This is a genomic window from bacterium (assembly GCA_016702305.1).
Classification (GTDB): Bacteria; Electryoneota; RPQS01; order RPQS01; family RPQS01; genus JABWCQ01.
The window spans coordinates 82,604-101,414 of record JADJEH010000011.1 but is presented as its reverse complement, the minus strand read 5'-3'; the positions used below and the strand labels follow the sequence as shown (position 1 = coordinate 101,414).

Annotated in this window: 12 protein-coding genes; all 12 read left to right on the top strand. The window is 57.7% G+C overall.

The window, feature by feature from the left end; translation table 11 throughout:
* Positions 1–33 precede the first annotated feature (33 nt).
* The 12 genes from IPH10_10685 to IPH10_10630 all read left to right on the top strand — a co-directional run bounded on the left by IPH10_10685 (position 34) and on the right by IPH10_10630 (position 18,781).
* Complete coding sequence (locus IPH10_10685) at positions 34–765, top strand: T9SS type A sorting domain-containing protein (protein ID MBK6911375.1); 732 nt, start codon at positions 34–36, stop codon at positions 763–765.
* A gap of 157 nt (positions 766–922) precedes the next feature.
* The gene (locus tag IPH10_10680; GenBank protein ID MBK6911374.1) at positions 923–2,062 is read left to right on the top strand and encodes a hypothetical protein; all 1,140 of its coding nucleotides are present in this window, start codon (positions 923–925) and stop codon (positions 2,060–2,062) included.
* 3 nt (positions 2,063–2,065) lie between these two features.
* Positions 2,066–2,287 (top strand): hypothetical protein, encoded by a 222-nt coding sequence (locus IPH10_10675; protein ID MBK6911373.1) that lies wholly within the window; start codon positions 2,066–2,068, stop codon positions 2,285–2,287.
* Positions 2,284–5,358 (top strand): DNA polymerase III subunit alpha, encoded by a 3,075-nt coding sequence (locus IPH10_10670; GenBank protein MBK6911372.1) that lies wholly within the window; start codon positions 2,284–2,286, stop codon positions 5,356–5,358. The genes IPH10_10675 and IPH10_10670 overlap by 4 nt, the downstream gene beginning before the upstream one ends.
* Before the next feature lie 180 nt (positions 5,359–5,538).
* The gene (locus IPH10_10665; GenBank protein ID MBK6911371.1) at positions 5,539–5,841 is read left to right on the top strand and encodes a hypothetical protein; all 303 of its coding nucleotides are present in this window, start codon (positions 5,539–5,541) and stop codon (positions 5,839–5,841) included.
* A gap of 70 nt (positions 5,842–5,911) precedes the next feature.
* Complete coding sequence (locus tag IPH10_10660) at positions 5,912–7,156, top strand: TolC family protein (protein ID MBK6911370.1); 1,245 nt, start codon at positions 5,912–5,914, stop codon at positions 7,154–7,156.
* A 3-nt stretch (positions 7,157–7,159) separates the two neighbouring features.
* A complete protein-coding gene (locus IPH10_10655) occupies positions 7,160–8,755 on the top strand; it encodes an efflux RND transporter periplasmic adaptor subunit (protein MBK6911369.1) in 1,596 nt (531 codons plus the stop codon).
* 11 nt (positions 8,756–8,766) lie between these two features.
* On the top strand, positions 8,767–11,874 hold the full coding sequence (locus tag IPH10_10650; protein ID MBK6911368.1) for an efflux RND transporter permease subunit: 3,108 nt from the start codon (positions 8,767–8,769) through the stop codon (positions 11,872–11,874).
* Positions 11,875–12,202: 328 nt separating this feature from the next.
* Complete coding sequence (locus IPH10_10645; protein MBK6911367.1) at positions 12,203–14,194, top strand: TonB-dependent receptor; 1,992 nt, start codon at positions 12,203–12,205, stop codon at positions 14,192–14,194.
* On the top strand, positions 14,175–14,786 hold the full coding sequence (locus IPH10_10640; GenBank protein ID MBK6911366.1) for a YfiR family protein: 612 nt from the start codon (positions 14,175–14,177) through the stop codon (positions 14,784–14,786). Before IPH10_10645 ends, IPH10_10640 begins: the two co-directional genes overlap by 20 nt.
* On the top strand, positions 14,783–16,735 hold the full coding sequence (locus tag IPH10_10635) for a HAMP domain-containing protein (protein MBK6911365.1): 1,953 nt from the start codon (positions 14,783–14,785) through the stop codon (positions 16,733–16,735). Before IPH10_10640 ends, IPH10_10635 begins: the two co-directional genes overlap by 4 nt.
* Before the next feature lie 48 nt (positions 16,736–16,783).
* Positions 16,784–18,781 (top strand): response regulator, encoded by a 1,998-nt coding sequence (locus IPH10_10630; protein ID MBK6911364.1) that lies wholly within the window; start codon positions 16,784–16,786, stop codon positions 18,779–18,781.
* Positions 18,782–18,811 lie beyond the last annotated feature (30 nt).

Here is an 18,811-nt window from a genome sequence, read left to right as displayed (position 1 = left end):
TTGAACCGCAACTATCCGAGTGGATCGTGGGTTGTGCTGGTAGCGAGCACCGCAAATACCGGATGGTACCCGCGCAATGTGCCGACTGGCGCGACGACGACGGCTCGCGTGCGCATCAGCGGAGCTACGCGGGCGGACATTTTCGATGTGTCTGACGCGAATTTTGCGATTGTTGGACCGACGCTGACTGTCACGTCGCCGAACGGCGGGGAGACGTGGGTGCAAGGCACCATGGACACGATTCGTTGGACCTCGACCAACCTTACAGACAATGTGAAGATAGAACTTAACCGCAGCTATCCGACAGGAACGTGGGCGGTATTGGTGGCCAGCGCGCCGAATACGGGATCGTACCCGCGCATGGTGCCAACGGGGCTGTCGAGTGCGGCACGCGTGCGTATCACCGGCGTGACGCGCACCGATGTCAGCGACATTTCGAATTCGAACTTCACAATTGTTGCGGCGGGAGCGCCACCAATCAGCGACGATGCACTCGTACCGCGCGAGACGCAGCTTCTGCAAAACAGCCCGAACCCGTTCAACCCGGTGACTGAGATTCGCTTTGACATGCCGCAGGCGGGCCGCGCAAAGCTCACTGTGTACGATGTCACGGGGCGTGAGGTGGCCGATCTCATAGCGGGTGAAGTTGCGGCGGGCCGTCGAAGCGTGTGGTTTGACGGGTCGGGTTTGGCTTCGGGGATCTATTGGTACCGGTTGTCGGTTGGTAATCAGATGTTCGTCAAGAAGATGATCCTGATGAAATAGGCGTAGGCGCAGCCGCAAAACAAAGAAATTCCATGAGCGCGAGCATCACGGTGCTGTAGCGATGCTATTTATTGAGAGAATTAAGAGAGAAGCCCCCTTGACTCGTGGGGCTTTTCTTTGTATCTTATTTGAACAAATGAATAAATTTCGAATCTTGATGCTTGTTTTTATTTCGCTTGACGAGTTTTACACTCAGGGTGCGGGGGCGACTGCCGTTGCGCGGGAGCGTGTGATTCTGGAGGCTACGGCCGAGGCGGTTTCACGCGGGGTAATACCGGGGACGCCAGTACGGCTGGCCCGGCGGCGCTGCCCGGGGCTTGAAGTACGTGACTTTCGGGCGGAAGATTACGCGGAGAGATACGAGCAAGCGTGGTCGGTGTGCGCGGAGTTCACGCCACAGGTTGAGACGGTGGATTTACATGAGGGGTTTCTCGATATCACGCAGGACATGAAGCGATTCGGAGGGACGGACAAACTGGTGAAGGAACTGGGACTCGAGCTCGCGAAGCGCGCGCGAGTGAAACTGAAGTGGGGCGGCGGCGCGGACAAGTGGATGGCGTGGTTGGCACGTCAGCACGGGCAATTCGTCGCGCCGGTAATGGAGACGTTGGTGCTCTCGAAACTGCCGGTAGAGAGCATGGCGCTGCCTGAACGCGCGACTGAGCGTTTGCATCATTTTGATATTCACACGGTGGCACAGGTGATGAGCCTGCCCGCGGGATTTCTCGAAGCGCATCTGGGGTTTGAGCGCGAATTTGTGCTGAGTAAAATGACACGACACAAAGAGAGCGTGCGCGTGAACTTCCCGGCGCCAAGTGTGAGTATTACCGAAGAGATTGCGGACAGCGACGAACAGCGTGTAGAGCGGGCGGTAATGCAGGCGGCGCGGAGTTTGACGGAACGACTGTGTGAGGCGAAGTTGTGGACGACGCTGCTGCGTGTAAGATTTGCGAGCAAGACGCGGGCGGAAGCGCGTGATGTGAAGCTGCAAGCGAGTGAACTGACCGCAACGCGGCTGGAACGCATGCTGTTTGAACAGTTGCCGGGAAACCTGCGCGCCGCGCTGCGCCGAATAGAAATTGAAGCGCACGGCCTGTTGCCGATGGTTGCCCCGCAGAGTACGTTGTGGGGCGAACGCGTACGCGGCGATGCGGATCAGGCGCTTGAACGTGTGCAGGCACGGTTGGCGGCGCGCTTCGGCAGTACGACGCTGCTGAACGGAACCGAAGCGTTTGAACGACAGCAACCGCGCTTCGCTCAATTGGTGTATCAAACACGGGGAATCAGCTTACCATAGGTCATGGAACCGACGATTGTGAAATGCGATTTGGGGCGACCGCTGACGTTGATGTGGCGGGGGCAGATGCACCCGGTGGTGTGCGTGCTCGATCATTGGTGGGAGGCGGGGCGCTGGTGGGAGACGGAGTGCGCGCGCGAGTTCTATCTGGTGCTTACGGCGCAGCGCCGTTTGCTGTTGTGCCGCAATCCGAATTCCGGGGATTGGCTTGCGAAGGCGGCATGATCACGCCCGTGCCCCTGTTGGTGCGCAGCGAATTCAGCTTTCTGAATGGCGCGGCGCGGTTGGACGAAATCGTGCGCGTGGCGGCGAAGCTCGGCTATCATACGCTCGCGCTGACCGACCGCGACAATTTCTGCGGGGTGCCGGAGTTTCTGGGGCTGTGCGCGCGGCACGGCGTGCGACCGATCTTAGGCGTTGAACTGACGATTGACAGCGGGAGAATTGTGGCCCTGGCGCGCACGCGCCGGGGCTTTGCCTGTTTGTGCAATCTTTTATCACAAGCGCATCTTGATCATGAACGGCGGCAGCCCGAGCTTGCGGAACGTGTGCTGTGTGAGCAGGCGGAGGATATTGTGTTAATCGCGGGCGGCTTTGATGCGCCGTTCGCGAAATTTTTGCTGGCGCGGCAGATCGAGAAAGCGGCGGCTTGGATGGCACGAATGCGCGCACGATTCGGCGATGATTTCTACGTCCGGATCGAACGCACGCAGCTGCCGCTGCAAGATGAGTTCAATATGCGTGCGGCGGCGGCGTGCGCGGAGTCAGGGGTGAAAATCGTCGCGGCGAATCCGGTTCACTACGCGCAACCCGAGCAGTTTCGCATCTTTGACTTGATGTGCTGCATCCGCAATCGGATTCGGCTCGACGACGCCCATCCCGAGCGGCCGATCAATGCATTCGGCTACTTGCAGAGTCCCGACTCATTGCGCAAACAGTTCATTAAATGGCCGGAAGCGCTGGCCGCGACCGCGGAGATTGCGGAGCGCTGCGTGAACTTTGATTTGAAAGATCTGCGTTATCGCCCGCGCTATGCGGAAGTTGCCGACGATGAATCCCTCACACGCATGCGTGCGCTGGCGCTTACGGGTGCGCAGCGCAAGTACCGTGATGTCTCGCGGGAGTTGCGGGAGCGAATTGATTACGAACTAAGTGTAATCGGCGAACTGGGATTCGCCGGCTACTTTTTGATCGTGCATGATCTGCTGAGCTTTGCGCGAACCAAAGGTGTACGCTACGCGGGACGCGGCAGCTCGGCGGATTCGGTCGTTGCATACTGTCTGGATATTACCAAGGTGGATGCGTTTCGGCGAAATTTGCGGTTCGAGCGGTTCATCAATCCCGAGCGGCGGGATTCGCTGCCGGATATTGACGTGGATTTTGACCGACGCTATCGCGAAGAGATTGTGCAATACGTGATTCAGAAATACGGGCAGGCGCATGTCGCGGGAGTGGCGTCCTATAACCGCTATCGCGCGCGCGGGGCGCTGCGTGACGTGGCGAAAGCCATCGGATTTGAGCCAATGGACATTGACCGTTTGGCGCGGCTGTCGCATTGGGCGCTGTCGGCCAAGCGGATTGCGGCGACGCTCGAGTCACGACCGGAGATTCGCGCGCTTAAAGTAGATCGCAAAAAGTTTGAATTGCTGTTCGAACTATGCGCAGGGCTGGATGACATGCCGCGGCATATTTCGGCGCATCCGTGCGGCGTGATGATCACCGGCGCGCCGGTACAGGAGATTACTCCCCTGCTGCGCGCGGCGAACGGTATGCTGATCTCGCACTACGATAAAGACGGCGTAGAAGACTTGGGTCTGGTAAAATTCGATCTCTTGTCACTGCCGACGCTGGGCGCGGTGGAAGACGCTGCGGTCATGGTGCGTGAACATGCGCCGGAGTTCCAGTATGACGACATTCCGTTGGATGATGAGGCAACATTTGAACTGCTGCGCTCAGGTGAGACGACGGGCGGTTTTCAGAATGAGAGCCCCGCACAGCAATCGCTCGCGCCGCGCTTGCAAGCACGCACCATTGAAGACGTGATCGCGGCAGTGGCGCTGATTCGACCGGGTCCGCTTAAGGGTGAAATGGTGGAGCCGTTCGTGCGCCGCCGTAATGGGATGGAAGCCGTGACGTTGATTCACCCGGTTATTGACAAGATACTTGATCATACCTATGGGGTCGTGCTCTACCAAGAGCAAGTGATCAGCATCGCGGTTGAACTGGCCGGATTCACACCGGGACAGGCGGATGTATTGCGACGGACGATTTCACATAACCGCTCGCATGAAAAGATGCTCGAACTTGGCGAAGTGTTCGTTCGGCAGGCGATTACGCGCGGAGTCGAGCCGGAGCTGGCTGAGAAGGTGTTCGTGTGGATTCAAGGCTACGCGGGTTACGGTTTTTGCGAAGCGCATGCGGCGGCGTTCGGGGACACCAGTTATAAGACCGCGTTTTTGCTGGCGCATCACCCGGCGGAGTTTTACGCGGCGCTGCTCAATCATCAGCCCATGGGTTTCTTTCCGGCGGCGACGCTGATGAACGAGGCGCGACGGCGCGGAATTGCCGTATTGGGTCCCGACTGCAACGCAAGCGCAGCGCTGACGACCGTGCAGGCGGGCGCGATTCGCATCGGACTCTTACAGATTTCCGGAATGAATGAAGCACTTGCGGAGCGAATCAGAAACGCGCGGCCGTTTGTCTCGTGGGGTGATTTTACGCGACGTGTACGGCTCGACCGTGATATGCTGGAAAATCTGGTGCTGGCAGGGACATTTGATGTATTGCATGCAAATCGCAAAGAGCTATTGTTCAGCTTGGGAACGCTGCTGCCACCGGAGCGGGCCGGACGATTGGTGCTGGCGCTCGATTTGGAGCCGGTGATTTCTCAACGCGCGGATTTTGATCTGTTCACACGATCCGCGCAGGAGCATCGCGTGTTGGGGCTCTCGCCCGGGCGACATATTATGACGTTCTGGCGCGACAACTTGCGCGCGAAAGGGATTCACACTTGCCGTGAGGTGAAGACAAATCCGGATATGCGCACCGTACTTTCGGCGGCGGGCGTCGTGATCCGGCCGCATACGCCACCGACTAAGTCCGGCAAGCGCGTGATCTTCTTCTCGCTTGAAGATGAAACGGGTCTGCTGAACGTGACGGTTTTCCCCGATGCGCAAGAAAAGTATGGACATCTGGTGCCGGGCCAGTCCATGCTGGTAGTCACGGGCCGCAAGGACAAGCGTGGCAGCAATGGGTTGACAGCATTGCATTTGGAGCCAATGCCGGTTCGGAAATAGGGCCTACTGTCTGGCAAGGAGCCCTACGACTCCCTAAATGTAATTTTATTAAACTGTTGCGTTAGCCTTCCGCATCGGGTTCTTGCTAACAAACAATGAACTGCTTGACTTTAATTCACCAAATTTGCTATCATTGACACGTATCTGGAACAAAGGTCACGATTCAAACGTAAAGAGTGCATGAATATTCGCGGAGTCCTATTGATCGTGGTTCTATCCGTGCTCGTCTCGGGAACTTTGTTGCCCGACACGTGGATGCACGATTGCGATCACGCATCCGCGACCCATAAACCGCACGCTGACCATGAGGATCACGGCGACGGCTGTTGCGTGTGCCTTTGCCATGGCGGCGCGTATGCGCTGATTCCCGTCGAATTTGACCATTATATGCTGTGCGAAGAGCTGGCGCAGCACTCACATCATTCATTTTTCCCCTCCCACCGCCCCACTGCTTTAGAACGTCCACCACGACTGCTCTCCTAACTCAATTATAGGTGTACTCCGCCCGGACAACCCGGACGGAACTTATGCGTATTGAATTTGGAGACCAGTCATGCGACTTGGGCATTTTTGCACATCGCTCCTGACGGGAGCGTTTTTTGTTTGTATGTTTTTCGAGCGTGCATCGGCACAGGCACCGTCCCCGGCGCTGCGGGAAGTGATCGCCGCGCTCGACTCGACGGCTCCGTTGCTCGCCGAGGCGCGGGCAGAGATGGCGCAGGCGCGTGCAGCGTGGACAGGCAGCCGCGCCTTCCCGAATCCGGCGCTGTTTGCCACGCAAGAGGCGCTGAACGATGCTGCGAACACAACCGAACGGGTTTTGGGCGTACGGCAGAACTTCGGGTTCTTGTGGTCGTATTCTGCCCAATCGGGCGCGGCGCGCGCGGCCTATGACGTGGAGCAGGCTCGCTACATCGAAGCACGGCAGGCGCTTGCGGCAGAGGTTGCGATTCAGGCTTACGAATTTGACCGGCTCATGCGCCAAATTGCCGCGATGGACAGCGTGCTCGCGCAAGCCGAACGCCTGGCGGCGGCGACGAGTGCACGACGCGTCGCGGGTGACGCGGCGCCATATGACGAGCTGCGTATCCAGCTTGAAGTGATTCAGTTGCAGCAGCAGCGCGTAGAGTTGGAAAGAGAAGCGCACGCTGTCTTGACCGAGCTTGTGACGCTAACGGGTCGCAATGCGGATGAACTGTCCGCTTTGCGACTTTTTGTATTTAAGGCGCCGGATTTCGCGACTGAAGCGGATGCAGCGAACTTCGCACATGAGCATCGAGCCGTTCTGACTGAAGTGAAACGGAACGAAGACGCCGGACGCAAGACGCTGGCAGCGGCGAAATGGAATCAGTTGCCAGATTTCAGTTTGGGCATCGGCACGAAAGCCGTGGTGCCGGGTGACGGCGGCGTGTATTTCGAAGGTGAATTGGAGATTCCGTTATGGAGCCAGCGGCGCAGTGCACGGCACGCGGCAGCAAGCGCGCTATATGGAGCGGAGCGGGCCCGGAGCGCCGTACTGACAAACGTGGACCAAGAAGTGCATTCGGCGTTCAAACAGTGGCAATTGGTGGAAACGCTGTCGGCTGACTCGCATCCGGACCTCGCGGATAGCGCGATCGTCAACATGGGTCGCGGCGCCCGACTCTATTTGGAGGGTGAGATGGCCGCTCTGGAACTGATTGATGCCCTGCGTACCGGCATCGAAGCGCAAGACGCGGCACTCAAAATGCGCAACGCGGTTGCAGAAGCCCGCGTGAATCTGAGGCGAGCGGTCGGACTTGACATACTGGAGAATTAGAACATGCAAAAGAAGATATACAGATTGCTTGCCGCCGCTCTCATTGTGGCCGTATTTACAAACTGCGGCCGACGCGAGGAACCGGCGACGTCCGAGGCCGACGAGCACGCAGGGCATGCACATGCTGAGGCGGGGCACGCGCAGACGATTTGGGAAGGCGGGCTGGAAGTATTTGCCGAATGGAGTGAACTCAATTCACGACAGGAGGCTGAATTCACGATCCACTTGACAGACTTGGCGGATTTCAAGCCAATTGCCCAGGGATCGCTCACGTTGGAGTTTACACAACATGGCAACTCCGTTCTCCGCGTTCAGGCGAATGCGCCCGCGAGACCGGGTATTTATGATGTGGACGTTACGGCACCCGCGGCCGGCGACTACGATGTGAGTATTCTGCTCACACGCGGCGGAGAGACGCTTGGCGGCGTTCTACGGGGTGTTCATGTGCTTGGCAGCGGAGACGATCATGATGGACACGAACATGAAGGCCATGACCATGCGGAGCATGCCGACGAGAACAAGCCCTCGGCCGAAGAACTGATCACGTTAACCAAAGAGTTGCAGTGGCAGCTTGATTTCGCAACGGCGACCGTAAGCAATCACGTGCTGCATGAAAATATTCGCGCACTGGGTGAATTGCAGGCGGCGGGCGTTGGCGAGGCGGAAGTCTTTGCACCGTTTGACGGAGTGCTGATGCCCGACCCGATGCACGGGATCGTCCGGCCCGGGCAACGCGTGAGCAAAGGCGAAGTGTTGGCGCGGATCGCGCCGTCAGGCGGTTCGGAGAACAACTGGACGCAGATGCTGAACGACTACCGGCTGGCGAAAGGCGAATTCGAGCGCGTGAAGCGGCTGGCCGACGACGGGGCAGTCGCCGCTCGCAGAGTTGATGAAGCGAGGCTCGATTATGAGAATAAGGCATCGCGGCTGCGCGGTGCGCTGGGTGGCGCGGATTTCGATCTTGACGCCGTGCTGGCGGACGGAGATCATTTTCATCTGCGCGCCCCGTCAAGCGGCGTCATATCTGATACGCACTTGCGATTTGGTCAACATGTCAGCACGGGCGAACATCTGTTTAACATCATAGATCCATCGCGAGTGTGGCTGGAAGCGCAGGTTCCGGTCTCGGAAGCGGCCCTGCTGGACGACGTCAGCGACGCATATTTCACGGTAAGCGGCTCCGAGCAAACCTATCGAGTTTCGGAGAACGGCGGCAGGCTGGTATCCGCAAGCAGTCTACTGGATCCGCTCACGCGGCGCATTCCGGTGATTTTTGAGCTGCGCAACGAGAACAACGTCTTTCGCCCGGGAAGCTTCGCCCAGGTGTTTTTGCAGACCAAGACGACGCACGAATCGCCGGCTATTCCGATAGACGCGGTGCTTGACGAAGAGGGGACCGCAGTGGCCTACGTGCAGATTGGCGGAGAGACGTTTGAAAAGAGAATTCTTCAGACGGGGGGCAATGATGAGGGAATGATCGCCGTTTTGTCCGGCGTTCGTGAAGGAGAACGCGTCGTTACGCGTGGAGCTTATAAGGTGCGACTCGCTTCCCTACGCATAAACCCGGCGGAAGCCGGGCATGCCGGACATAACCACTAAGGGGCTCCAACATGTTTGAGAGGATCATACGCTTCTCGTTGGAGAAGCGGTTTATCGTCGCGTTGGCCTCGCTGGTCGTGCTTGCCGTTGGCGTTTACGTGAGTAGGGATCTGCCGGTAGACGTGTTCCCCGACTTAACGGCGTCAACTGTGACCATTCTGGCTGACGCGCACGGCATGGCGCCGGAAGAGGTCGAGACGCTGGTCGCCTTCCCGATTGAAACTGCGATGAACGGTGCGGCCGGTGTCCGACGCGTGCGTTCGTCGCTGTCCACCGGCATGGCCATCATCTGGGTTGAGTTTGAATGGGGAACGGAGATATTTCAGGCGCGGCAGATCGTTGCCGAAAAGCTGCAATCGGTGGCCGAACTACTTCCACCCGGAATGCCCGCCCCGTTTCTCGCGCCAGTATCTTCCCTGATGGGCGAGATAATGCTGATCGGCGTGGCCAGCGACTCCCTGCTACCAATGGAGTTGCGTTCCTTTGCCGACAACGTACTCCGGCGAAGGCTATTGGCCGTCTCCGGCGTCTCACAGGTCGCCGCGATTGGAGGCGAGCTGAAGCAGTACCAGGTGCTGGCCCGGCCTGAACGCCTTTCGGCCTATCGCATCAGCCTCGATGAACTCAAGGCCGCCGTGGCACAGGCCAACCTGAATTCTACCGGCGGATTCTACGCAACCGGGGGCACCGAGTATCTTATCCGCGGTATTGGCCGGGTCGAGGGCCTCGATGACTTGCGGCGGGCAGTGGTGTCGGTGCACGATGGCCATCCTGTGCTTGTTGAGCATGTGGCGGATGTTGTCATAGGTGCCGCAACGTCGTTAGGTACGGCGTCCGTCAACGGCGTTGACGCGGTCATTCTGTCGGTGCAGAAGCAGCCGACCGCAAACACACTTGAACTGACACAGCGTATCGAACAGATGGTCGCGGAGCTGCAGGCCGCGGCGCCGGGTCATGTTGTGATAAACACCCATGTCTTCCGCCAGGCGGACTTCATCGAGGTCAGCATTCACAACGTGATCGAAGCGCTGCGGGACGGCGCAATCCTGGTTGTGTTTATCCTGCTGCTTTTTCTGGCGAATCTCCGGACGACATTCATCAGCTTAATCTCAATTCCCCTGTCGCTCATTCTGGCGATACTGGCGATGCGCTGGTTGGGGATGACGATCAACACCATGACTCTGGGCGGCATGGCGATTGCGGTAGGAGTGCTCGTTGACGACGCTATTATCTACGTCGAAAATGTGTACAGGAGGCTGCGGGAGGATCAAAGTCTGCCACTTGGACAACAGAAGCCTGCGCTGACGGTGATTTTTGCGGCTTCAAACGAAATTCGGCAGCCGATGGTGGTCGCTACTTTCATCATCGTCGCAGTTTTCGCACCGCTGTTTTTCATGTCCGGCATCGAAGGGCGGCTGCTGCTCCCACTCGGATTTGCCTTTGTGATCTCAGTTTTTGCTTCGCTGCTCGTGGCGGTGACGATTGTTCCGGCGTTGAGTCTGTACCTGCTGCCGCGCATGAAGCCCAAATCAGGGTCGCATGACACATGGCTCGTGCGACAGCTTAAGGCCGCGTATGAGCCGACGCTCAACTGGTCGCTGCGGCGGGCCAATTGGGTTGTGGCCGCTGCCATGCTAATGATCGTCGCGACGATTGTTGTGTACAACGGGCTGGGACGGTCGTTTCTGCCTGAATTTAACGAAGGCTCGGCAACGATCGTGGCTGTGACTCCGCCTGGAACATCGCTGCAAGAATCAACGGACATCGGGAGATTGATCGAAAGTCGGCTCATGAAGCACCCGGCTGCTGAGTCCGTGGCGCGCAGAACCGGACGGGGTGAGCTTGATGAACACACGTTCGGGAGTAATCAGAGCGAGTTTGAAGTCAAACTGCGACGCGAGGGTTTTAAAAAAGAACAGACCTTCGAGGAGATGCGCGAAATGCTAAGCGACATTCCGGGAACGTTTATCAGTGTCGGACAGCCGTTGACGCATCGCATTGATCACATGCTCTCGGGAACTCAGGCAGCGTTAGCCGTGAAGATATTCGGCAGCAATCTCTATGAATTGCGCACAATTGCCCAGCGGATAAAGGCCGAGATGCAGGACATTGACGGCATCGTTGACCTGTCGGTGGAGCCGCAAGTTGATGTGCCGCAACTGCGCGTGAAGATGGACCGCGAGGCCATGGCTGTGTACGGCGTGCGCGTAGCGGATCTGGCTGAGAATGTGGAAACTGCATTCAACGGCGAGACGGTCGGACAGGTGCTCGAGGGGCAACTACCGTTTGATTTGGTCGTGCGCTTTCCGCAGGATGCGCGTGATACAGATGAGGCGATCCGCAGCAGCTTGTTTGCAACACCTGCGGGCCCGCAAGTGCCGCTGCAAGAACTCGCGCGTATCGAGCAGAGCAGCGGCCCAAATTCTATCAGCCGCGAAAACGTCAGCCGGAAGATCGTCGTTCAGGCAAACATTACCGGTCGCGATATCGCGAGCGTCGTGGCAGACGTTCGGCAGCGCGTTAACGCAAATGTTGACCTTCCTGAAGGGTACTTTGTGTCGTATGGAGGTCAGTTTGAAAGCGCCGAGGCCGCCAGCCAGATCATCATGCTGCTGTCGGCCTTGTCAATCGGAGCGATCTTGCTGTTGCTGTTCATGGAATTCGGCACGTTCCGAGACGCACTGTTGGTGATGGTTAACTTGCCGCTCGCGCTGATCGGCGGTGTATTTGCCGTGCACTTCACGAGTGGTATCGTGTCCGTGGCCGCACTTGTGGGTTTTGTGACGTTATTTGGTATCGCTGCGCGTAATGGAATTCTGATGATCGCGCATTTCCATGATTTGATTGACGAACAGGGGCTCGGCGCCCGCGAGGCCATCGTCCGCGGCAGTCTGGAGCGAATGAACCCGATTCTTATGACGGCGATGTGCGCTGGTCTGGCACTGCTGCCGCTGGCGCTGGGCGGCGGGCAACCGGGTAAAGAGATCCAGACGCCGATGGCTATCGTGATTCTTGGTGGCCTGCTAACTTCCACGGCGCTCAACATGGTCGTACTGCCCGCGCTGTACTTGAAATACGGCCACAAGCGCAACACAGAAACGGCGACGGCCGTGGATTAAGGGATTCGTTGAATATGTCGGCAAGGAGAGCCCCGTACGGGGCTCTCCTATTTTTGTAGATAGGTCAATCGTAGATTTGGTATGGAAGTAGCAATGTACGACGCGGCTGGCAATACGCGGCTCGAGAACCGGTTGCAAGCGCCGATTCCAGGGCGAATTTAGCTGGAAATCGGCACTCTTGCGCCGAGTGCCCGATCGGTTTTTGAAGTGCAACATTCTTACGTGCCGAATCGGCGTAGCATTCGTAGCATGGTGGTCCGAGTTTGCCTAACGACATGTTGAAGAGGACCTTTAACTTCCTATCGTCCGATAACGGTATTGTAAAGTCATGACCCTGAATATTCATATACTCCTGCGATGGATTGTCCTGGCGGCCGCGCTGGGGCAGCACGACTATGCTCGAGCGTCTGACCTCGAGTCGCTGTCGCTGGACTCATTGATGGGGATCCATGTTACGGCCGTTTCCAAGCACGATCAAACCACGCTTGAAGCGCCGGCGTCGGTTACGGTCATTACGTCCGCGGAAATTGAGCAATACGGCTGGCAGACGCTTGAGGAGGCGCTGAATTCCGTGCGCGGCTTCTACGTCACGGACGATTTGAATTACACGTCCATCGGCATGCGCGGCTATCAACGGCCCAGCGACTACAGCAACCGACTGCTCATGCTGCTCAACGGGCAAGCACTGAACGAGAATACGCAGGGGATGGCGCCCTTGGGATCCATATTCGCGCTTGACCTGCAGGTCATTGACCGAATCGAAATCGCGCGCGGCCCGGGCTCTTCGCTGTACGGCACAAACGCGATGTTCGCCGTTGTTAACGTGGTGACGAAAGACGCCTCGACGAAGGAAGGCGTCACGGTGGGCGGCACTGTCGGCACACCGCGCGGCGCGGCTTCAAACCTATACTTTGCCAAACGGCTGCCGGGCGAGTGGAGTGTCGCGCTGGGAGCGATGGTCTGCGATCAACGCGGCGACGACGTCTACCTGGAACCCTACGACGATCCGGAGACGAACAACGGAGTTGTGAAAGGCCTGGATTGGGAGCGGCGGCAGGGCCTGTTCTTAAGCTCGTCCCGCGGGCGACTGCGCATGCAGGGTTACTACACACAGCGGTGGAAGGGGATCCCAACGGCGAGCTGGAGTACCGTCTTCAATGACTCGCGGAGCAAATCGTGGGATATGTACGGCGGCGGTCAGGTCGAGTATTCGCGCACTGTTCACCGCAAAATGGACGTGATCGGGAGGGCGTACTACAACACCTTCCGGTACGACGGCGTGTATCCGTATGAACCGGAGTCGCCCGACAATGTCGACTATCAGCGCGAGAAGCGCGCCGGGGTCGAAGTTCGCAGCGAATGGAGCCCGGTATCCTACGAGCGGTTGATCACCGGTGTAGAGTTCGTACGCCACATGCAGAACGACTACTACTCCTCGACATCAGAGGAGGTTTTCAGCAATGAATCACACCCTTATCACGACTTCTCGGCGTTCGTTCAGAACGAGTACCAGTTCAGTTCGAAGGCGATGCTCACCGCCGGGTTGCGGCAATCGTGGTATTCGCTCGGCTGGAAAGCCCTCGTACCGCGCACGGCCTTGGTGTATCTCCCCGGACGAAAGTCCGCAATCAAGCTGCTTTACGGGCAAGCGTACCGCACGCCTACGGTACTCGAAGCCTACTACTGGTATCCTGAGCAGGCAAAGGCCAATCCTGATCTCACCCCTGAACGGCTAAATTCATTGGAACTGTGCCTCGAACAGCGGTTGATCGAGAATCTATTTGGTACCATCTCGATATATGGCTTCCATGTGAACAACCTGATCAGCTCCGCCATTGATGACGACGACGGACTGGTCGTGTTCCGCAATGAAGGCGAAATCGCGGGCGAGGGCATCGAAGGTGAACTTACCTACCGCCGCGGACATGGGATCAGCGGCTTTCTGAGCTATAGCTACCAGCATACAGTTGAAGAGCCCAACGCGATCCGCATCACGAATTCACCGTACTCTCTACTCAAGGCGGGAGTTGGAATTCCCTTTGCCCGACGGTTCCGCATTGCCGCGGACGGGCAAGCTGAGTCCTCCCGACGCACGCTGCTCAATGACGAAACCCCGGCGTTTGGCGTATTGAATCTGGCGTTTACCATGCAAACCTGGCAATCCCGTTTGCTGTGCACCGCGTTCGTTCGCAACGCTTTTGACACGTCCTACTTTCATGCGGGAAGTTGGGATAATCTGAAGCCCACTTCCGCCGAGAATCTGGACATGATTCCGCAACGTGGAAGGCAGGCAGGTCTGCGTGTTCAACTCAGCTTCTAATCAGCGCCTGAGCACGAAAGTCATGGGGTTGCTGTTGCCAGCCGCGCTGGTTGCGTTGCTGTCGCTGATACGCGTCACCGAGAGCCGCGACCCAGGTGTGCCGGTTCCGCTGCAATTCACTATGTACTGCAAAGCCCTTATGTTTGACCGCGCACTTACGACTCGCTGCGGTGATGACCTTGTGATCGGCGTGTTGTATCAGCCGCGCTATCGCGCTTCCTATGATGTGATGGAAGAATTGCGCGAAGCGCACGCGCTTTCCGGTATTGATTCAATTCGCACGCTTCCGGTGAAGTTCGTGGCCATTAACGCTGAGCGTTCGGAGTGGCAGAAAGTCGCGCTGGACTCCGCGGCGGATGTGCTAATCGTGGCGCCACTGCGCGGTATGGACATGGAACAAATCGCCCGGTTCGCCTACGAACATGGGACCCTGACTGTCTCTACCGAACCCTCGTATGTCGAAGGCGGACTTGCGCTCGGGCTGCGACTGCTCGGCGGGCGGCCCAAGTTCCTCATCAACCTTCCAGTGGCGCGAGCGCAAGGCGTGGACTTCAGCGCGCAGTTGCTGGAATTGGCTGAGGTGATTCAGTGAAGACGCTCTACGCGCGCCTGCATAATATGTCGCTGCGCTTGAAGTTGGCCGGCCTGTTTGCACTCCTGTTCGCTGCCCTCGCCTTGTCGCTCTTCATCTACCTGCCCCAGCGGTTCCAACAGCAGGCGCTCAGCGTCATGCTCCGCAGTTCCTACGGCGTCATTGATGCTGCGTGCTACGGCATTGCCCCGGCTTTGTATTTCGATGACCAGCAGGCAATCGACGGTGTCATCGGCCAGATCATGCTCAACGAGACCTTACTTGACGTGCAGGTATACGAATCATCAGGCGCTCTGATCGGAGCTGGACGAAAACACAACTGGGATAACAGCCAGCATGTCCATGAGGACAGTGCCGTCGGCTACTTCTTTGAGCATGGTTCCCTGCGCATAACCAAGGATGTGATCCGCGATGGCGAAGTCCTGGGCAGGCTCAGTCTGTGTTTTGATCTGGAGCCGCTTAACCGGGAGCTTGTGGCAAGCCGAGCAACCATTGCGGTGCTAAGCCTTCTGGTATTCGGCGTCGGCATTCTGCTGATTCTGCTCGTCGGGCGCCTGGTGACATCCCGCCTTCAAAATATCGTTGAAGTCTCTGATGCAATCGCGCGGGGCGATCTCACCCGCAGAGTGAGTGACGATCGGCAGGATGAGCTTGGCCATCTGGCGGCGACATTTAACGAGATGGTAAACAGTCTGCAGTCCGCGAACGAGAGCCTCCTCCTCCAGACGGTCGAGCTCGATATCCAACTGCAACAGCGCTTGCGCGCGCAACAGGACGCGGCGCGGGTGCGTGACATGCTCCGCGACACGATTGACTCGATGCCATCGCCGTTGGTTGCGGTGGATCCCGAAGGTCGCATCGTGCTGTGGAATCAGATGGCATTGGTATTCGCGGAGATGGCCGAGCGCGAGATCGCCAATACGTATGTTTGGGACACGCTGCCCCTGCTGGCCGGTCAGCGGGACAGCATCACCCGGGCGCTCAAAGTCAAGTGCATTGAGAAGTTTGATCGCATCGCGAACGACAGCCGCGGCGTGGTACAGTACATTGACATCATCGTTTATCCGCTGCGCGGCGCAGCTGAGGGAGCGGTGATCCGGCTTGACGATGTGACCGAAGAAGTACGCATGCTTGAGCTGATGGCGCAGACCGAGAAGATGATGTCAGTCGGCGGTTTAGCGGCAGGCATGGCGCATGAAATCAACAATCCGCTGGGAATAATCATGCAAAGCATGCAGAATATTCAGCGGCGTATTGCGCCTGACTTGCCCAAGAATGCCGAAGCGGCGCGCGAGGCGGGCGTTACCGTTGAAGGCATCAGCCGTTATTTTGACAAGCGCGAGATCCAACCTCTGATGCAGGACATTCTTGAGGCCGGCAAGCGCGCCGCCACAATTGTGACGAACATGCTGAATTTCAGTCGGCATTCGAGCTCCGGCCTGCTCCCGACGTCCGTGCCCGACTTGTTGACCAAGTCCGTGAGCCTGGCGGCGAACGACTACGACTTGAAGAAGAGATACGATTTCCGGCATATTGAGATCGTCTTCGAGTTTGATAACAACTTGCCGCTTGTGCCGTGTGTCGAGACCAAGATTGAGCAGGTGCTGCTCAACCTGCTGAAGAACGCGGCACAGGCGATCGGCGAACACGGCAGCAAGGGCGCTCCGCGAATCGTTTGCCGTGCGAAGCGCGAAGCGGACTATGTCCGCATTGAGATCGAAGACAACGGTCCGGGCATGCCTGAAGAGGTTCGGCGCCGCGTGTTTGAGCCGTTCTTCACGACCAATGAAGTCGGTATAGGCACTGGACTTGGGCTGTCGGTCTCGTATTTTATCATACAGGAAAACCACGGTGGCACATTAAGCGTAGATTCGATGCCCGGCGCGGGCACAAAATTCACGATTCGATTGCCACTCGTTCACGCGAACCAGCGCGCTGCCGAACACTGAGGCAATTGAATCGGTGATCGAGTTATCACTCCATATTCGAGCTTAATCATGGACTCACCCATCCGCATCCTGACGATTGATGACGAAGACGCCGTACGGCGATCCATCCGCTTCTACTTGGAGGACAGCGGTTTTGCCGTACTCGAGGCGGCCAATGGCCGGTTAGGGCTTGAAATGGTGCGGCGCGACACTCCTGATCTCGTCCTGTGCGATTTGCGCATGCCTGAAGTGGACGGTCTTGAAGTGCTGGCCAGCGTGGGGAAAGAGTTCCCGGATTTACCTATAATCATCGTGTCCGGCACTGGCGTGCTCGGCGACGCCATCGAGGCCGTGCGGTTGGGCGCGTGGGATTATGTACTGAAGCCAATTCAGGACATGGGCCTCTTGGAAGTCTCAATTCGCCGGTCGCTGGAACGCGCCCAATTGCGGGCCGCGAATCACCAGTATCAACTGCGCCTCGAAGATGAGATTTCCAGGCGGACCGAAGACCTGCGCGACTCCGAGACCCGTTTTCGCACGGTCGTGCAATGGTTGGCCGAGGGTATCATAATTACCGACGATCAAGATATGGTGACCTATGTCAACAAGAAGATGGCCGATATGTGCGGCTATGAAGTTGACGAAGTCATAGGTCGGCCCACAACTATCATGGGCCCTGAGCACGTTCGCGTGATGCTGCGGGAGAAGACCAACGACCGTTTGCGCGGGATTTCGGAGACCTACGAAACGCAGCTGATGCGCAAGACCGGCGAGGTGTTCTGGGTCGAAATCAGCGCAGGGCCGTATCCGAATTCTGACGGCAAGATTATTGGTTCATTGTCCATCGTACGTGACATCACGGATAGGAAACGTTCCGAGCAGGAACGTGAGAAGCTCGAAGCACAATTGCGGCGTTCGCAGAAGCTCGAAACAATCGGCACGTTGGCGGGTGGCGTCGCGCATGACTTCAACAACATCTTGACGCCGATTCTCGGCTATAGCGAGATGGCCAAGTTCTTCATTGGCAAGGAGAGTCCGGCGCGTGAGGGCATCGAGCAGATCACTATCGCGGCACATCGCGCCCGCGATCTTGTCCGGCAGATTTTGACATTCAGCCGACAGGGTGAAGAGGAACGACACCCTGTGGACGTGAAACTCGTCATCAAGGAAGCTGTGAAGCTGATGCGGTCATCGTTGCCGACGACCATAGAAATCAGATTCGCCACCGATGGCGAAGTCCAGCAGGTGCTGTGTGACCCGACTCAGATCCATCAAGTCGTGATGAATCTCTGCACAAATGCGGGGCATGCCATGAAGGAATCGGGTGGAACGCTCGAGATTAAGCTGTCGCCATTCTACGTGGATGCGGCATTTTCATGCTTGCATGTGAACCTGAGTGAAGGCCGCTACATCCGCATGACCGTCAGCGACACTGGCTGCGGCATGGATCGGGCGACGACTGAACGCATTTTTGAACCGTTTTTCACTACCAAGGAAGCGGGCGAAGGCACCGGGCTCGGATTGTCGGTTGTACACGGCATCGTTACCGCACACGGCGGCGGCATCAGCGTCTACAGCGAACCGGGTGAAGGCACGACGTTTCAAGTTTATCTGCCGTGCGTGGAGCGGGGATCCGTGTCTGACGAAGAGTACGAGGCGGAAATACCCACCGGAACGGAGCGCATTCTATTCGTGGATGACGAGCTGCCTAACACGATGATCGCCAAGCAGCTACTGTCGCGGCTGGGATATGAAATCACAACGCGTACGAGCAGCCTTGAAGCGCTTGAGCTGTTCACCGCCCGCCATGACCAGTTTGATCTGTTGATCACGGATCAAACCATGCCGCAGATGACCGGCCAGGAGCTGTTGAACGCCGTTCGTTTCATTCGTCCGGAGTTGCCAATCGTGCTCGTGACCGGTTTTTCTGAAACGGTCACGGCGCGCAACTACCGCGAGATGGGATTCAACGGGTATTTGATGAAGCCGCTTGTCTTGCGGGAGCTCGGGCAGACCGTGCGGGATGCACTGGATTATGCCGCTGTCGAGTCCGAGGCCAGAGGATAGCGGAGTCGTACATTACTAATAGCAGCGAGG